16 protein-coding genes and 1 pseudogene are annotated in these 16,231 nt (G+C 59.8%); 16 read left to right on the top strand and 1 reads right to left on the bottom strand.

Annotated elements, in window-relative coordinates:
* Position 1 precedes the first annotated feature (1 nt).
* Entirely contained in the window at positions 2 to 2,275 is a 2,274-nt protein-coding gene (locus G536_RS0100370) for a heavy metal translocating P-type ATPase (protein ID WP_022821606.1), read from the bottom strand.
* 214 nt (positions 2,276 to 2,489) lie between these two features.
* Between G536_RS0100370 and G536_RS0100365 the strand changes: the two genes are divergently transcribed.
* The 16 genes and pseudogenes from G536_RS0100365 to merTP all read left to right on the top strand — a co-directional run bounded on the left by G536_RS0100365 (position 2,490) and on the right by merTP (position 16,223).
* On the top strand, positions 2,490 to 3,254 hold the full coding sequence (locus G536_RS0100365; protein ID WP_022821605.1) for a hypothetical protein: 765 nt from the start codon (positions 2,490 to 2,492) through the stop codon (positions 3,252 to 3,254).
* Between the two features lie 330 nt (positions 3,255 to 3,584).
* Positions 3,585 to 3,971: a hypothetical protein gene (locus G536_RS0100360; RefSeq protein WP_022821604.1), complete on the top strand. Its 387-nt coding sequence runs from the start codon at positions 3,585 to 3,587 to the stop codon at positions 3,969 to 3,971.
* A gap of 133 nt (positions 3,972 to 4,104) precedes the next feature.
* Positions 4,105 to 4,236 carry a hypothetical protein gene (locus G536_RS32845; protein ID WP_022821603.1) on the top strand — a complete coding sequence of 44 codons (132 nt, stop codon included), beginning with the start codon at positions 4,105 to 4,107 and terminating at the stop codon, positions 4,234 to 4,236.
* A 63-nt stretch (positions 4,237 to 4,299) separates the two neighbouring features.
* Entirely contained in the window at positions 4,300 to 5,247 is a 948-nt protein-coding gene (locus G536_RS30065) for a heavy metal-binding domain-containing protein (protein ID WP_022821602.1), read from the top strand.
* Between the two features lie 48 nt (positions 5,248 to 5,295).
* Complete coding sequence (locus G536_RS25510; protein ID WP_022821601.1) at positions 5,296 to 6,024, top strand: DUF305 domain-containing protein; 729 nt, start codon at positions 5,296 to 5,298, stop codon at positions 6,022 to 6,024.
* 46 nt (positions 6,025 to 6,070) lie between these two features.
* The gene (locus G536_RS0100335; RefSeq protein ID WP_157530236.1) at positions 6,071 to 6,628 is read left to right on the top strand and encodes a heavy metal-binding domain-containing protein; all 558 of its coding nucleotides are present in this window, start codon (positions 6,071 to 6,073) and stop codon (positions 6,626 to 6,628) included.
* Positions 6,629 to 6,737: 109 nt separating this feature from the next.
* Positions 6,738 to 7,976, top strand: coding sequence for a TolC family protein (locus tag G536_RS0100330; protein WP_084708426.1), 1,239 nt, complete (start codon positions 6,738 to 6,740; stop codon positions 7,974 to 7,976).
* A 1-nt stretch (position 7,977) separates the two neighbouring features.
* On the top strand, positions 7,978 to 8,592 hold the full coding sequence (locus G536_RS30060; protein WP_051166805.1) for a hypothetical protein: 615 nt from the start codon (positions 7,978 to 7,980) through the stop codon (positions 8,590 to 8,592).
* The gene (locus G536_RS0100320; protein ID WP_022821596.1) at positions 8,576 to 9,721 is read left to right on the top strand and encodes an efflux RND transporter periplasmic adaptor subunit; all 1,146 of its coding nucleotides are present in this window, start codon (positions 8,576 to 8,578) and stop codon (positions 9,719 to 9,721) included. The genes G536_RS30060 and G536_RS0100320 overlap by 17 nt, the downstream gene beginning before the upstream one ends.
* A gap of 116 nt (positions 9,722 to 9,837) precedes the next feature.
* Positions 9,838 to 13,059: an efflux RND transporter permease subunit gene (locus G536_RS0100315; RefSeq protein ID WP_022821595.1), complete on the top strand. Its 3,222-nt coding sequence runs from the start codon at positions 9,838 to 9,840 to the stop codon at positions 13,057 to 13,059.
* Positions 13,060 to 13,181: 122 nt separating this feature from the next.
* Positions 13,182 to 13,340 (top strand): annotated as a pseudogene (locus tag G536_RS33005) (DUF6122 family protein); the annotation flags it as partial.
* A 12-nt stretch (positions 13,341 to 13,352) separates the two neighbouring features.
* Complete coding sequence (locus G536_RS0100310) at positions 13,353 to 13,943, top strand: helix-turn-helix domain-containing protein (RefSeq protein WP_022821594.1); 591 nt, start codon at positions 13,353 to 13,355, stop codon at positions 13,941 to 13,943.
* 97 nt (positions 13,944 to 14,040) lie between these two features.
* The gene (locus G536_RS31270) at positions 14,041 to 14,376 is read left to right on the top strand and encodes a four-helix bundle copper-binding protein (protein WP_071837640.1); all 336 of its coding nucleotides are present in this window, start codon (positions 14,041 to 14,043) and stop codon (positions 14,374 to 14,376) included.
* A 184-nt stretch (positions 14,377 to 14,560) separates the two neighbouring features.
* Complete coding sequence (locus tag G536_RS0100300; protein WP_022821592.1) at positions 14,561 to 14,767, top strand: heavy-metal-associated domain-containing protein; 207 nt, start codon at positions 14,561 to 14,563, stop codon at positions 14,765 to 14,767.
* A 458-nt stretch (positions 14,768 to 15,225) separates the two neighbouring features.
* Positions 15,226 to 15,609, top strand: coding sequence for an ArsR/SmtB family transcription factor (locus G536_RS0100295; RefSeq protein WP_022821591.1), 384 nt, complete (start codon positions 15,226 to 15,228; stop codon positions 15,607 to 15,609).
* Entirely contained in the window at positions 15,606 to 16,223 is a 618-nt protein-coding gene (gene merTP / locus G536_RS0100290; RefSeq protein WP_022821590.1) for a mercuric transport protein MerTP, read from the top strand. The genes G536_RS0100295 and merTP overlap by 4 nt, the downstream gene beginning before the upstream one ends.
* Positions 16,224 to 16,231 lie beyond the last annotated feature (8 nt).

Below are 16,231 nucleotides of genomic sequence, written 5' to 3'. Positions count from 1 at the left end.
TTTAGTTCTTAAGGGGAGTGAAGCCGCGCAAACGCAGCGAGTTGGTGAGCACCGACACCGAGCTCAGAGCCATCGCGCCAGCCGCCAGCATGGGGGATAGTAGCAGCCCGAAGAAGGGATAGAGCAGCCCGGCCGCTACGGGAATGCCGAGCGTGTTGTAGATGAAGGCGAAAAACAGGTTTTGCTTGATGGTACGAATCGTTTGGCGGGATAGAGCAATGGCCGTCACCACGCCCTGCAAATCCGAGCGCATCAGCGTGATACCCGCCGCTTCCATGGCCACGTCGGTACCGCCGCCCATGGCCAGCCCAATGTCGGCCTGCGCCAGGGCAGGGGCGTCGTTGATGCCGTCGCCGACCATGGCCACTACCCGGCCCTCCGCCTGCAGTTCCTTCACCTTGCTGGCTTTGTCCTGGGGCAGCACCTCGGCGAAATACCGCTTGATGCCGACTTGCCCAGCCACCTGCGCGGCCGTTTGCGGATTGTCGCCGGTCATCATGACCACCTCGATACCCAGGCGTTGCAACTGCTGAATAGCGGCTGCTGACGTTTCGCGGATGGTGTCGGCCACCCCGAGCACGCCCGCTGCCTGCCCGTCCACGGCAACGTAAAGCACCGTTTTAGCTTGAGCCAGCAACTCGTCGGCCTGACGTCGCAAGGTGGGGGCCAGGCTCACGCCCGCCTCTTCCAGCAGGCGGAAGTTACCAATTAGCACTACTTGGCCATTGACATGAGCGGCGGCCCCTTTTCCCTCCACTGCTCGAAAGTTGGTGGCTGGCAAGCTGTATGCTTGATGAGCATCGGCGTAGCGCACTACGGCTTCGGCCAGGGGGTGTTCGGATTGCCGTTCGACGGCGGCCACTACGGGCAGCAATTGCCCCACGGACTGCCCTTTCCCGGGTATAAAGTCGGTTACGGCGGGCTCCCCGCGGGTAATGGTACCGGTTTTGTCGAGCAGCACCGTGTTCACCTGATAGGCCTTCTCCAAGGCTTCTGCGTTGCGCACCAGCACCCCATGCTCGGCGCCTTTGCCGGTGCTGACCATAATGGCGGTCGGGGTAGCTAGGCCCAGCGCGCAGGGGCAGGCAATGATGAGCACGGCCACGAAATTGACCAAAGCCAGCGGCAAGCGCGCTTCCACCGGTGCCAGATCAAACCAGAGCACGAACGTCAGGATGGCAATGACAACCACCGTGGGCACAAAGATGGCGCTGACTTTGTCGGCCAGCCGCTGAATAGGGGCGCGGCTGCCCTGCGCGTCTTCCACCAGCTTCACGATCTGCGAAAGCATAGTGTCGGCGCCCACTTTGGTGACGCGGAAGCGAAAGGACCCCGTCTTGTTGAGCGTGGCCCCGAACACGGGGTCGCCTTCTTTCTTTTCTACGGGTAGGCTTTCGCCCGTAAGCATGGCCTCGTCCACGGCGGAGTGGCCGGCCTCAATGAGGCCGTCGGTGGCCACCTTTTCGCCGGGGCGCACCACGATAAGGTCACCGAGTTGCACCTGTTCGATGGGCACGTCCACTTCCTGCCCGCCGGGGCGCACCACCCGGGCGGTTTTGGCCTGCAAGCCCATCAGAGTGCGGATGGCGGCGGAGGTTTGGGTTTTGGCCCGCAACTCCAGCACCTTGCCCAGCAGAATCAGCGCAATGATGGTGGCCGTGGTGTCGTAGTATACTTCCGGCATGAGCCCGCGCCGGGTGAAGAAGTCCGGCACCACGGTGGCAGCCAAGCTGTAGAGAAATGCGGCGCCGGTACCCACGGCAATCAACGTATCCATGTTGGCGGCGCGGTGCTTGAAGCCGTTCCAGGCGGACACGTAGAACTCACGGCCGCTGTAGAGCAACACCGGCAGCGTGAGCAGCAGCAGCACGTAGTTAAGTGCCTGCATGTTTACGCGTGCCATCATCGCCGGCCAGAGCATGAGCATGCTCAGGGGCATGATGATAAGGGCTAGCACGACGGCCACGGAGAAGCGACGCTTGAGCTTCTGGTAGGCCAGTGCTTTTTGCTGGTCGATTTCCGCTTGGCGGTCGGCGGCACTCGTGTCGGGGGCGCGTTCGACTACGCCGTAGCCCGCGTTGACCACGGCTTCTTTCAAACTGGCCGGGCTGGCTTGGGTCGGTACGTAGTCAACGGTCGCTTTCTCGGTCGCAAAGTTGACCACAGCCCGTTGCACGCCGGGCGTGCGGGTCAGCGACTTTTCGACGAAGGAGGCGCACGAGGCGCACGTCATGCCTTCGATGTCGAGGGTCTCGGTTTTAGTGGTTGGTTCCATGAGAAGGGTATGCAATACGCTGTTTCTGAACCATTCATCAGGATAGCAACAGCTTAGAAATACTCTACAAAGGAACGGCCCTAGTCGCCCAGAGTTAGTACGTAATCCTTCTCTAGACTTGCATAATTTGACGGCGGTAAGCTCGCCCCTTATCTTTGTATTCTTTAGTCACTTGCACCAATAGGACCTTTTCTAAATCACTCTCTTTTCAATATTGGCTAACCTAAATACCACATTCCGCTACGAGACACGTGTCGTTGCTTTCATTGACATCTTAGGCTTTAAAAACAAGTTGCAGGAAAGTTATACTAACCAAGCGGCCTTCAACGTCATTCATGATGCCTTAACTGAATTGCAAGAATCGTTTAATGATCCTATGGATGGGGACAGCGAGTCAGGCAAAAAAGCTTTGAGGATAGACACGCAAACTATTCAAGTATCAGATAGTCTGATTATATCTCGCCTAGCCGAAGAGAGAGGAGGGATAAGAGCGATGATCTTCGACTGCGCATATGCTATCCATACGCTAATTCGGCATGGCTTTTTATGCCGTGGGGCTATTACAGTTGGTAAGATGTACCATAAAGGTTCATTGATGTTCGGGGAAGCTTTTGTGCGAGCGTATCAAACCGAAGCGGCCGAAAAACTCCCGATAATCAAGTTTGATCAAGATATGTATGATCTAGCGAAAAAACACCCTTCTACGGGCAACGAGGAACATGGCGAGGACGAGGTTTTGAACTTGGCCGAAAGCTGCAAAGAATTGAGCCCAGGTGTTTATTATCTTGACTACTTTACTGATTATGATATCCATTTCGGTTCTGGTGAAGGTTATGCCTCGATCCAGTATGACTCTTTGCGAAATATCATTGTGAATGGACTGAGCGCAGGACCGAGCACTAGTTTTTATAGCAAGTACCGGTGGGCTGCTGACCAGTTTAACTTAAGTGCCGACCGCTTTAACCTTCCTCCCATTTAGTCAGCCATAAAACTTATAAAATCAAGCCTAAGACTTGCATAATTTTGCGGCGTGCACAGCGTCACATACTTGCTATTTTATTTAAAAACAGCTTAGACACACGCATTAAGCTGTTTTTAATGGTTTTGTTGATTAGAACTGTGTTTGCTACAAACTCTTTTTCCATGATTCAGGTAAAGAGGTAGCCTTTTTTTTTAGAGAGAAGACTACTTTTGCGCTTTCCTACTACCTGTCATGTTCCGTAGCCTGTTTCCTTTCCGACGCCTGTTGGCGACGAGCTTCCTGCTCGTCTTCGTCAATGTGTTCGTCGGTCAGTGCTGGTGCGCGACCATGAATCCGGTACTGACAGCACCAGTTGCGAAGGCCTCGGTAGGTAAGAAGCCCGACCACCCCGGCTGCCACGGCCACAACAAGACGACAGCCAAGCAGGACCCTGCCAAAGGCAAGGGCGCCCATGGCAAGCACGATTCCAAGCCGACGGGCAAGCACGACTGCTGCAAGGATAACTCAGCAACTATTCTCAAGTCGCTGACGCCACCGGCCGAGAAGCAGTTGCTGACGCTCGCGCCGGCTCTGCTGCCCGCTGCCAGTGACTTCTATTTCCGGCCGGCTGCCGGTCAGTGGGACCGTACCCACGCCGTCGTGCTGGTGCCCGGCGAGCACCTGCCGCCCAAAATTCCGGACATCCGCATTTTCATTCAGTCCTTAACGGTCTGATTATTTGACGTGCTCCAGGCTCGCCCCGGACATAGCAGCGCTATGTCCGGGGCGAGCCTTTGCTTTGGCATGTCCGCCTGGCGCTCAGTCGCCCTCTTTTTCCCTTTTGTTTTTTGGCTTTGCTTTTTCAACCATGAAGAGTTGTTGCGAGCAGGCCGGCGCTCCCGCCCCCCGCGGGCCGCTACGCCGCCTGCTTTCCTACCTGCTCTACGCCGTGGTAGTCGCCGCGCTGGGCTTCGTGCTCTGGCAGCAGTGGCAGGCCTAAGCGAGCATCCTCGTCTCCGGCAGCTTTCCTAAGCGCCGCTGTCTTCACCCCTTTTTCCTCCTTATGTACCGCATACCGCTTTCGCTGCTGGCTCTGGCCGGCATGCTCTCCGCTACCGGCTGCTCGTCGGACTCCGAATCGAGCAGCGCCACCAACACCGTCACCACGCCCACCAACGGCCCGGCCGAGGGCACTGCCGACCACAGTGGCGGTCACACCTACGCCTGTCCGATGCACCCCGAGGTTACCAGCACCAAAGAAGGGGAAAAGTGTCCCAAGTGCGGCATGAAGCTCGAACACAACGATAAGGTGGCCAACGGCAAAACCTACGAGATGAAGCTGGTGCCCACCCCGATGGAAGTTACGGCCGGGCAGCCTACCACCCTGGCGTTCACCCCCCGCGAAACGGGCAACGAGTCGGCCCCCGTGCCGCTGGCCGTCGTGCACGAAAAGAAGATTCACCTCATCATTGTCAGCAAAGACCTGGGTCAGTTTTACCACGAGCACCCCGAGTACACGGCCCAGGGCGACTATAAAGTACAGTATACCTTCCCCAAAGGGGGCGACTACGTGCTGTTCCAGGACTACACCCCCGCGGGCTCCGGCCACCAGCTAGGCCGGCAGCCACTCACGGTAAAGGGCGCGGCCTACACGCCCGTCAAGTTCAAAAACGACGACATGCAGTGGGATAAGGATGGCTACCAAGCGACCCTTTCCTTCGACAAGCCGCTGACGGTAGGCCAACTGCTGGGCATGAAAATCAACATCACCAAGGGTGGCCAGCCGGTCACCAACCTTGATAACTACCTCGGCGCCCTCGGCCACGTGGTCGTCATCAGCGAGGACACCGAGCAGTACCTGCACGTGCACCCCAACGACCAAGCCGACAAAGGCCCCAACATTGGCTTCAACACCAACTTCGAGAAGCCCGGCCTCTACCGCGTGTTCCTGCAGTTCAACCACGACGGCAAGATCCACACTGGCGACTTCACCATCAACGTGAAAGCCTAGCCTTCCCCTACACGCATTCCCTAGTACTCCTTTACCTCAAGCATCGTCATGAAAAAGTCTGCTTTCTTCCTCTCTGCCCTGAGCTCGGGTATGCTGCTGCTCGCCAGCTGCAACAGTGATAAAGCCACGGAGTCAACGGCAACTGCCACCGAATCCACCACTCCCGAAACGGCCGGCGCCGACGAGATGGCGGGCATGGACCACTCGGCCATGGGGCACGACGCGGCCGGGGCCGCCAGTACCTCGCCGCTGATGACGTCGATGAACGAGATGATGCAAAAGATGGAGGCGTCCAAGCCCAAGGGCAACACCGACCATGACTTTGCCCACCACATGCTGGAGCACCACCGGGGTGCCGTGGCCATGGCCGACATCGAGCTGCGCGACGGTAAGGACGCTACCATGCGGGCAATGGCCGAGAAGATCAAGGTGGATCAGCAAAAGGAAATCGCCGAACTCGAAGCTGTGGCAACCCGCCTCGATAACGCGCCGACCAACTACAAGCCACAGGACCCGGCTGACCCCTTTACCAGCAAAATGAAGGCGTCGATGGAGAGCATGATGACAAACATGCCCAAACCGGTGGCCGACCCGGATATGAATTTCAACATGTTGATGATGGTGCACCACCAGAGCGCAGTAGACATGGCCCAGGCGGAACTAGCCCACGGCAAGGACACCAAGCTCAAAGAGATGGCGCAGCAAATGATCGACGCCCAGCAGAAAGAAATCCAGCAGTTCAAAGACTGGCACGCCAAAAACGGCGACAAAATGTAAGCCGGTTGGCTATGCCCTCTTCTTTTCTTACAAACGCTTTCCTTCCATGAAATTCTCCTCTCTTTTATTAGCCGCCGCGCTACTGGCCGCGCCCTTCTCCCTCGCCGCCCAGCACCAGCATGGTGCCAAATCCGGTGCCGCTCATGGCCACCAAGCTGCCGGTGAAAACCACGCCCATAACTCCCCGCACGGGGGCATCGTGCGCACGGCAGGAGCTTACCACCTGGAGCTGGTGCAGCAGGCCGGTGCCCTGCATATCTATCTGCTTGATGCCAAGGAAGCCACGGTTGCCCCAACGGGGACGGCAGGCACCGTGATGCTGCTGACGAGTACTGGTAAAAGCAGCACGGCCACCCTGACCCCCAGCGGCGACCATTTGGTAGCGACGCTCCCCGCCGGCACGACGCTGCGCACGGCCATCGTGAGCGTGAAAGCCAAAGGCCAGTCGCTGAGCGCCCGCTTTGAAAAGCTGGATGCCAGCAAAGTGAAGCCCGCCAAAGCGGTTGGCGCCGCTTACAACTGCTCCATGCAGTGTGAAGGCAGTGCCAGTGATAAGCCCGGCAGCTGCCCCAAATGCGGAATGGCGCTCGTGAAAAACACCTAAGTGCCGATCAATTGGGCGGGCCCGGTACCCGCTGGGCCCGCTCGCTTGGCCCCGGGCCGCCCCTGGCGGTAACCGGGATGGCCCTTCGGGCAAGATTTAACTTGATAGTATGACGTATCGTGACCTAAAAGCAAAGAGTAGGTGGCTGCTGCTCGTGCTGCTGCTGGCCAGTACGGCTCCGGCGTGGGCCCAAACGACGGTGCTTGAACTCGACAGCGCCGAAGCACGGGCCCTGCGGCGCCATCCCCGCCTGCGGCAGGCCGAGCAGGAAATCAGCGAGCAGCTGGCCCTGAAGCGGGGTTCCTTTGCCCCGGCGAATCCGGATTTCCTGTTCTCGGCCCCTACCGGCGAAATGTGGGCGCCGGGCGTGGTGCAGACCATTGACCTACCCAACGTGTACCGGCGCCAGCGCCAGGTGGCCCAGGCCGGGCTCACACTGGCCGAGCGTAACCGCGAGGTGAGCCGGGCCAGCGTGCTGCGCGACACTCGCTTGGCGTACTTGAGCTTACAGTTCGCGGAGGCGCAGGTGCGGCAGCTTACCTACCAGGACAGCTTATATCAGGCCCTGCGGGTAGCCACCGAACGGCTGTTCGCGGCGGGGGAAGTCACGTCCCTGCAGCGCATCAGCACCGACGCCGAGGCCCGGCAGGTCACCGTGCAACTACAGCAAGCCACCGAGGACTTGCGTACCGCCCAGCGCCGGTTAGGCTTGCTGCTTGGTACCCCGACCCTGCTGGCTACCAGCACGGACCTGCGCCGGAGTGGCCCGGAGCTGGCCCAAACGGGCGCCGCGCTGCTGGGCAGCTTGCCGGCCGAAGACAGTGCCGCCCTGGTGCGTAGCCCCACCCTGGCGTACGCCACCCAAAACGTGGCGCTGAGTCAGTCGGGCATCAGCCTGGTGCGGGCCCGTCGGACGCCCGCGCTGACGGTGGGCTATCAGAATCAAGCATTTGAGAACTCGGCTGTCAAGTACCGCTTTCAGTTCGGCGTGTCAGTACCCATTTGGTTTTGGACCTACCGCTCCCAGCTGCAAGCGGCCACGGCCCGCTCGCAGGCGGCCGGTTACCAACTGCAAACCCAGCGCCTGGAACTGGGTACCCAGTACCAGCAGGCGCTGGCCGACACGCGCAAGTTTTCCACCTCGCTGGCCTACTACGAACAAACCGGCGTGCCCCAGGCGCAGGCCATTATCAGCCAGTCGCAGCGCTTGTTTCGGGCCGGCGAAATCAGCTACCTGGTCTTGATTCAGAGCCTGAACCAGGCCTTTACCATTCAGAATACCTACCTGACCACCATTCGGGATTACCGGCAGGCACTGGTCGAACTAAACTACCTGCGGGGTGAATAACATGAAACAGCTACTAATGCTACTGCTCGGGCTGCTGCTAAGCGTCCCCGCCTGGGCCCACGGCGGCGAAGACCACGGGGACGGCGCCCAGGCGGCCACGCCGGCCGGGGCTACCTCGTTCTCGGTGGCCGCCCTCTCGGAACAGTTCGAGGTGCTGCTGCGCTACGAGCCGCTACAAGGCGGCCAGCCGGCCGACCTGCGCCTGTTTTTGTCGGATTACGCCACCAACGCGCCGATCAAAGGAGCCAAGCTGACGTTAACCAACCCGGAAGACGCCGCGCTGAAATGGGTGGTGACCGAACAGGAGCCCGGGGTGTATCTGGTGGAAGGGCAGTTTCCGGCCAATAAAGCCTACAGCTTCGCCCTTAATGTGGTGGCCGGGGAAAAGGCCGACCTGCTGCTGCTCGACGGCATCAAGGTAGGAGCCAAGCTGCCCGTAGCGGCTACGCCCGCGCCGGCCGCACCCGCTCTGTTTTCTTCCTGGAAAGCCATTCTGGCGCTGCTCGGCGCCTTTGCCCTGGGCGTGGCCCTGACGGCCCTGCTGCTCCGCCGCCGTCGTCAATCCCCGGTGCCCGTTTCCACTCCTACTCCCGTTGTCTATGAAAACCAAGCATAAACTGCTCGCTGCCACGGCAGCGGCCGGCCTGACGCTGGCCGTACTGCTGCCCCCCCCCGCCGCCGTGCTGGCCCACGGGGGCGAAGACCACGGGGGCACCGCCCAAGCCAACACGGGTGTTGCCCTGACCGATGAGGTGTTGCTGCCCAAGGAAAGTCAGTTCCTGTTCGAGGTAGGTACCCGGTTGGCGGCCTACTCTACCACGTACAGCCGGGCGACGCTCTACGGCACCGTTTCGGCGGCGGCCGGGGGCGAAGGCCGGGTGGTAGTGCCCCAAACAGGACGCATCGTGCGCCTCGTCGCGCAAGTCGGACAGGCAGTGCGAGCCGGGCAGACGCTGGCCGTCATCGAGCAGACGCTGGATGCCACCCAGCAGATTGGCCTCAGCACCGAGCGGGCCAACGCCCAGGCCGAGCTGCGGGCCGCCCAGCAGGACTACGCCCGCCTGCAAAGCATCGCCGACATCGCCGCCCGCAAGGACGTAGTAGCTGCCGAGTTGCGCTTGCGGCAGGCCCGCCAGAATGCCAGCATCTACAACGGGCAGGCCCAGCAGCGCCGCGTCAGCATCACCTCGCCTATCAGCGGCACGGTGGACGTGTTCAACTTAGCGGTGGGCCAGCAAGTCAACCAGGGCGACGAACTGTTTCGGGTGCTCAATCCCGGCAAGCTGCGGGTGGAAGCCCAGGTGTTCGCGCAGGACCTGAGCAAGATCACGCCGGGTGCCGAGTTTCGGGTGGAAGGCCTGCAGGGCCAGCCCGGCGCTCCGGCCCGCCTGGTCGTCTTCAGCAATGTAGTCAACCCAGTCAACCAGGCCCGCCAACTGATTCTGGAACTCGATGCCGCTGGCAGTACCGCCTACCGCGCCGGGCAAGCCGTGAACGTGCAGGTGGTGGGTGAAAGCGGCAGGGGAGAAAAGCAACTGGTAGTGCCGTCTTCGGCCGTGACCGACCTGAACGGCAAGCCCGTGGTATTTGTGCATACTGAGCCCGAACGCTTCAAGATTCGCTACGTGCAGCCGGGCGCCATCAACGGCGAGCAAACGGTGCTCTTACAGGGCGAGGTCAACGAAAATGACCGGGTGGTAACCACGGGGACCTACCAACTCAAGTCCATCTACCTCAACCAGTAACCTTGGCCGCTCTCCTTGCTATGCGTGCTTTTCTCGTTGCCCTCGCTTTCTATTTGGGGCACTAACAGAACCTGATCAGCCGCGGCTTGCCCGCCGTCTGTTTTTCTTTTCCGACGATGCTTGATAAGATCATTCGCTTTGCCCTGCAAAACCGCCTGCTGATGCTGACCTTTGCCGTTGGGCTTTTGATTGCCGGTACCTACACGGCCCGCCAGTTGCCGGTGGACGTGCTGCCCGACCTGGACCGGCCCCGCGTAACTGTGTTCCTCGAATCGCCGGGCATGGCCCCCGAGGAAGTGGAAGCCCTGGTAACGCTGCCCGTTGAAACGGCCCTGAACGGGGCCACCGGCGTATCGGCCGTGCGCTCGAACTCGGCTATTGGCCTAGGCATGGTGTTCGTGGAGTTCGACTATGGCACCGATATTTTCACGGCTCGCCAGATAGTCAGTGAGAAGCTGCAAACCGTCGGCGAGCAGTTGCCCACCGGCATTACCCCAGTACTGGGGCCGATTTCCTCGGTGATGGGTCAGATCATGCTCGTCGGCCTCTCGGGTGGTCCGCAAACTAATGCCGCCGATTTACGCACCCTGGCCAACTACACCGTGCGCCAGCGGTTGCTTTCCATTCCCGGCGTAGCCCAGGTAATTCCCATTGGCGGCGATAACCTGCAGTACCAGGTGCTGCTGGACATGCCCCGCCTCAACGCCACGGGGCTGACGGTGAATCAAGTGGAAGAGGCCTTGCGCCAATCCAACCTGAATACCACCGGCAACTTCTTCGACCGCAACGGCTCGGAGGTGCTCATCCGCAACCTGGGCCGGCTGCGCTCGGTGGCCGACATCGAGAACATCGTGGTGGGCTACCGCGAGCAGTCCCCCATCCGGGTGGCCGACATTGCCAAGGTGGAGTTTGGGGCCCGCTTCAAGCGCGGCGACGGGAGTGTGAACGGCCAGCCGGCCGTCATTCTGAGCATTGAAAAGCAGCCGGGCGCCGCTACGGTGGGTTTGACCGAAGCCGTGGAAAAAGCGCTGGTGGAGCTCAAACCGTCCTTGCCCAAGGACGTGCAGGTGAACACGCGGCTGTTCAAGCAGTCCGAGTTTATCGAATCCAGTATTACCAACGTCGAGGAAGCGTTACGCGACGGGGCCATTCTGGTGGTGATTGTGCTGTTTGCCTTCCTGCTCAACGTGCGCACTACCTTTATCTCGCTGGTCGCCATTCCCTTGTCCTTGCTGGTAACGGCCTTGGTGTTCCGCGTCGCGGGCATCAGCATCAACACCATGACCTTGGGCGGCTTGGCCATTGCCATCGGGGAGTTGGTTGATGACGCCATCGTGGACGTGGAAAACGTGTACCGGCGACTACGGGAAAACCGGCACCTGCCCCAGCCCCGGCCCGTGCTGCAAGTAATCTACTCGGCCTCCTCGGAGGTGCGCAATTCCATCGTGTACGCCACCATCATCGTGGTGCTGGTATTCCTGCCCCTGTTTGCGCTGGAAGGCATGGAAGGGCGCATTTTCGCGCCTTTGGGCATTGCTTACATCACCAGCATCGTGGCCTCGCTGTTCGTGTCGTTAACGGTCACGCCGGTACTCTGCTACTACCTGCTGCCCAAGATGAAGCAGATCAACCACGCCGAAACTGACGGCCCACTGGTGCGCTGGCTGAAGCTCAAGGACACGCGGTTACTGGATTGGGGGCTGCGGCACCCCAAAGTGGTGCTGGCCACCACCGGCCTGCTGTTTGTGCTGGCGGGCGCCCTGGTGCCCTTCTTCGGTACCGAGTTTCTGCCGCCCTTCAACGAGGGCTCGCTGACCGTGAACTTCTCAGCCCCGGCCGGCACATCGCTGACGGAGAGCAACCGGCTGGGCACCCTCGGCGAGCAGCAGATGCTTAAGATTCCGGAGGTGGCCTACACCGCCCGCCGTACGGGCCGCGCCGAACTCGATGAGCACGCCGAATCGGTCAACAACTCGGAAATCGAAGTGGCCTTCAAAACCGAGGAAGAGTTGGAGAAGGAAGGCAAGACCATGCGCAGCCGCGACGAGATTCTGGCTGATATGCGCGAGAAGCTGAGTCTGATTACCGGGGTGAACGTGAACATTGGGCAGCCCATCTCACACCGCCTCGACCACTTACTCTCGGGCGTGCGGGCGCAGGTCGCCATTAAGGTGTTCGGCAATGATTTGCTGGAGCTGCGCCGCTATGCCAATGAGATTCGCAGTGCGGCGGCTACGGTGCCGGGCGTGGTGGACTTGCAAGTGGAAAAACAGGTGCAGATTCCCCAGCTGCTGGTGCGCCCCCGCGACCAGGCGTTGCGGGCCTACGGCATGGAGCGGGGCGAAGTGGTGCGCGACCTGGAAACCCTGTTTCAAGGGGCCGTCGTCTCGCAGATGCTCGACGGGCAGAAGCGCTTCGACTTGATTGTGAAGCTGCCCGAAGAGCAGCGTAACGACATCGCCGCCATTGGGCAGACGCGAATTGAAACGTCCTCGGGGGCTCTGATTCCGGTCAGTGAAGTGGCTGACATCATCTACGAGCCGGGCCCGAACACCGTCAACCACGAGAACACGCAGCGCCGCATTACCATCTCGCTGAACGTGGCCGAGCGCGATTTGGGCTCCACGGTGAAAGAGATTCAGCAGAAGATCAGTCAGCAGGTGAAGCTGCCCGCCGGCTATTACCTGACCTATGGTGGCCAGTTCGAGAGCCAGCAGTCGGCTTCGCAGAAGATTCTCTGGCTGAGTTTGTTTTCGCTGGCCGGCATCTTCCTGGTCTTGTACTCGCACTTCAAGTCCAGCTACATGGTGGGCCAGATCATGCTCAACATCCCGCTGGCGCTGATTGGCTCGGTGGTGGCGGTATTACTGACGGGCGGCACCTTCAGTATAGCCTCGCTCGTGGGCTTCATTACCCTGACCGGCATCGCCTCGCGCAACGGCATCATGATGATTTCCCACTACATCCACTTGGTGGAGCACGAAGGCGAAGTGTTCGGTGCCAAGATGATTGTGCGCGGCTCGCTGGAGCGTCTGGTGCCGGTGCTGATGACAGCGCTGGTGGCGGCGCTGGCCTTGGTGCCCCTTACGCTGGCCAAGGATGCGCCGGGCAAGGAAATCCTCTACCCAGTGGCCACCGTGATTCTGGGGGGGCTGCTCTCGTCCACGTTTCTGGACATCATCGTCACGCCCGTCGTATTCTGGCTGGTAGGCGAAAAAGCCTTGGCGCAATACTTTGCCGCCCACCAGGAAACCGGCCTGGATGCGCACCCGCAGGAGCTGGATGCGCAACCCCTCACGCCGCCCTCGGATTTGAATCCGGTGCTGCCTACCCGCTAGGCAATGCGGTACGCCCTTCTGCATAACCTCGCGGCGCTAGCATTTTATTTGCTCCCCTGGCACCGGGTCCAGCTGCTGAATTTAGATCGGCTGTGGGCCACGCCTTTTAGAATCCGGAGCGTTGCAGCATCAACTTCCACTCCTTTCACCTTTGCTGGGCAATTGGGGGGTACACATACCTGCTGCTGCTGGCGCGTACATGCGTGTGGACCGTGTACTTTCTGCTGCATAGTAGGCTGGACTGTACCGAGCGCTGGCAACCCGGCAGGTATCTACCTTAAGTCTGCCGGCTGATGCTGCTGCTTTCTGAACCTGCGCCGCCAACCACTGTGCTTTACATCAAGCACATCGTCTGTGCGCGCTGCATGCGAGTGGTGCGGCAGGAGTTGGAGCAATTGGGCTTCAAAGTACTGGAGGTGCGGTTAGGGGCCGCGACGGTAGCGACCGCGGCCGAGCAGATTGATTGGCCGCGCCTGCGGTCGGCATTAAAGGTGGCCGGGTTTGCGTTGCTGGAATCCGTGCACCAGACGCTGCTAGGCCGGGTGCAGGTGACCGTGCACCAGTTGCTACGCCAGCCCCCAGGATTGCGGCACCGAGCCTATCCGGCGGCCGTGGCCCAGGAACTGGGGATGCCCGTCACGCAGCTGAGCGCGGCCTACGCCCACTTGGTGACGGGCGACTCACTGGCGGGCTACATCGTCCGGGAGCGCCAAGCCTACGCGCAAGAACTGCTGGCTTCGTCCACGCTTGGGGTGGGCCTGATTGCCCGACAACTGGGGTACAGCAGCCTAGCGCACTTTTCCGGGCAATTCCGGCGCCTAGCAGCCTGTTCGCCCTCCACCTACCGCAAGCGGCGACGCACGTTAGGGGGTGCAGCCAAATGATGCAAATCCTACCGTCTCAGGTATAAAACCAGCGTCGGCCAGCAGGGTATACTGTTAAGAAAAGTTTCTCGCCTAGTATTCACTTAATTCCCTTGCCATGCACCAGCAAAATCAAAGCCTGCTCGACGCCCTCAATGCCTGTATTGCCGCCTGTGAGCACTGTGCAACTGCCTGCCTGCAGGAAGACGACGTGAAGATGATGGTCCGCTGCATCAGCTTGGACCGCGACTGCGCCGATGTTTGTGCATTGACGGCCCGTCTGGTCGCCCGGGGCTCGGAACACGCCGAGCACTTGCTGCGCGAGTGCGCCGAGATCTGCAAAGCCTGCGGCGACGAATGCGAACAGCATGGCGCGCACATGGAGCACTGCCGTGCGTGCGCCGAGGCGTGCCGTCGCTGTGAAGAGGCCTGCCGCCAGGGGGTAACCGCTTAGCTGGCTTTCACCTAATGGCAACTGCCCATTGGTATAGGTGCCAATGGGCAGTTGCCGTTTCAGTGGTTGGGAAATCATGCAAGCCCCTAGCGCAATTCTGTACCCGTCGCGGTGCACGGGCGCCTAATTTTGGGTGTTAGTATGTTAAATCAGCCCGCAATGGGCGCTTTTACTTTCGATTTCCATGAAAACGCTCCAATTTAAAACCAATATCAACTGCGGGGGCTGCATCAAAGCGGTTACGCCTACTTTAAACGGTGAGAAAGCCATTCAGTCCTGGCAGGTGGATACGACCAATCCCAATAAGGTTTTGACCGTAACTGGCGAGTTGACTGACGACCAAGTGGTGGCCCTCGTGGAAGACGCAGGCTTCAAGGCCGAGAAAGCGTAGTCCTTTCTGAACTTACTTCCTGGTGTACGGACCGGGGTTAGTTGTTTTTCCTTACTGCCGTATCAGTGAGCTCTCATAACCCAGTATAGCGATGAAAATCAAGATGATGATGTTTGGCGCTGCAGCACTCCTGTCCGGCAGCACGCTGTTTAGCTTTACCAGCCCAGCTCCTACGGGTGGTGACTGTTCAATGAAAGGGACTTCTGCGTGCCCTATGATTGAAAATTGCGCACAAGCTGGTACAGCGGCTTGCACGGTGGGCGCACCCGCTTGTTGCGCAGTCAAATAAGGCGCTCTTTTGTCTTTTCGGTTTAACGCCCGGCTTTGCTGGGCGTTTTTCGTTGGTCGGTCGGTAAAGCAACACAGCCACGAATGGTTTATCATTCTATCGCGTTAGCCTCCCCTTGAAACTTATTTTAGCACTTGCTTAAATGCGCAAGTAGTACCTTTATCCAACCATGTCTAAAAAAGCAACTGATTGCATCCGGGTGTATGCCGACACAACTCATATCGAGCAGTGTCAGAGGCGTTTGGTCCAGGTCGAACCTGCCCTTCAGTCCTTGGCTTCGCTGCTGGCTTTGGCGGGCAATGAAGTGCGGCTAAAAATCTTGTTTCTGCTGGCTCAGGAACAGCAGCTCTGTGTGTGCGACATCGCCGACGTGCTGCAAATGACCGTTTCTGCCGTTTCGCAGCACCTGCGTAAGCTCAAAGATGGGGGCGTGCTGCACGCCCACAAGGTCGGGCAGACGGTGTTTTATGCGCTCAGTCAACCGCATTTGCCTGTTCTACAACCGCTGCTGATGGGTTTAACGGCTACCCCCTCCCTTCAATCAACTCTATGAATCCTTCGTCTGCTTCCAACAAATCCCTGCTTGGGGCTGGCCTAGTAGCGGCCCTGGCCGCGTCACTGTGTTGCATTACGCCGCTGCTGGCCGTCCTGGCAGGCCTGGGCGGCGTGGCGTCGGCTTTCGCCTGGCTCGAACCCCTGCGGCCCTATTCGGTGGCGCTGACCGTGGGCGCGCTTGGCTTTGCGTGGTATCAACAGCTCAAACCCGCGCCAAGCGCCGATGCCTGTGGTTGCGCGGTAGCCGCAAAACCATCGCTTCTGCAATCCAAAGGGTTTCTGGGTGTGGTCACAATGCTGGCAGTGCTACTGCTGGCCTTTCCTTACTACGGGGCGAAGTTGTACCCGGCACCAGCCGCGCCCGCGCCAGTGGCCACGAGTACAGCGGTGCCGGTCTGGCAAACCGCCAATTACCGCATTGGGGGGATGACCTGCGACGCCTGCGCCAAACATGTCGAGCACGCGGTGCAGCAGTTGCCGGGGGTGCAGACGGTAAGCGTCTCCTATGCACAAGGTACGGCGCAGGTCCGGTTTGACGCATCTCAAAGCGCCGCTGCTCAGGTCGCGCAAGCTATTAATGGCACCGGTTATCGGGTGCTGGCCACAAACTAACTTCCCGC

Source organism: Hymenobacter norwichensis DSM 15439 (assembly GCF_000420705.1).
In the GTDB taxonomy this organism is placed as follows: domain Bacteria; phylum Bacteroidota; class Bacteroidia; order Cytophagales; family Hymenobacteraceae; genus Hymenobacter; species Hymenobacter norwichensis.
Note: the sequence above shows the minus strand (reverse complement) of the source record. Positions and strands in the feature narration are given on the sequence as shown.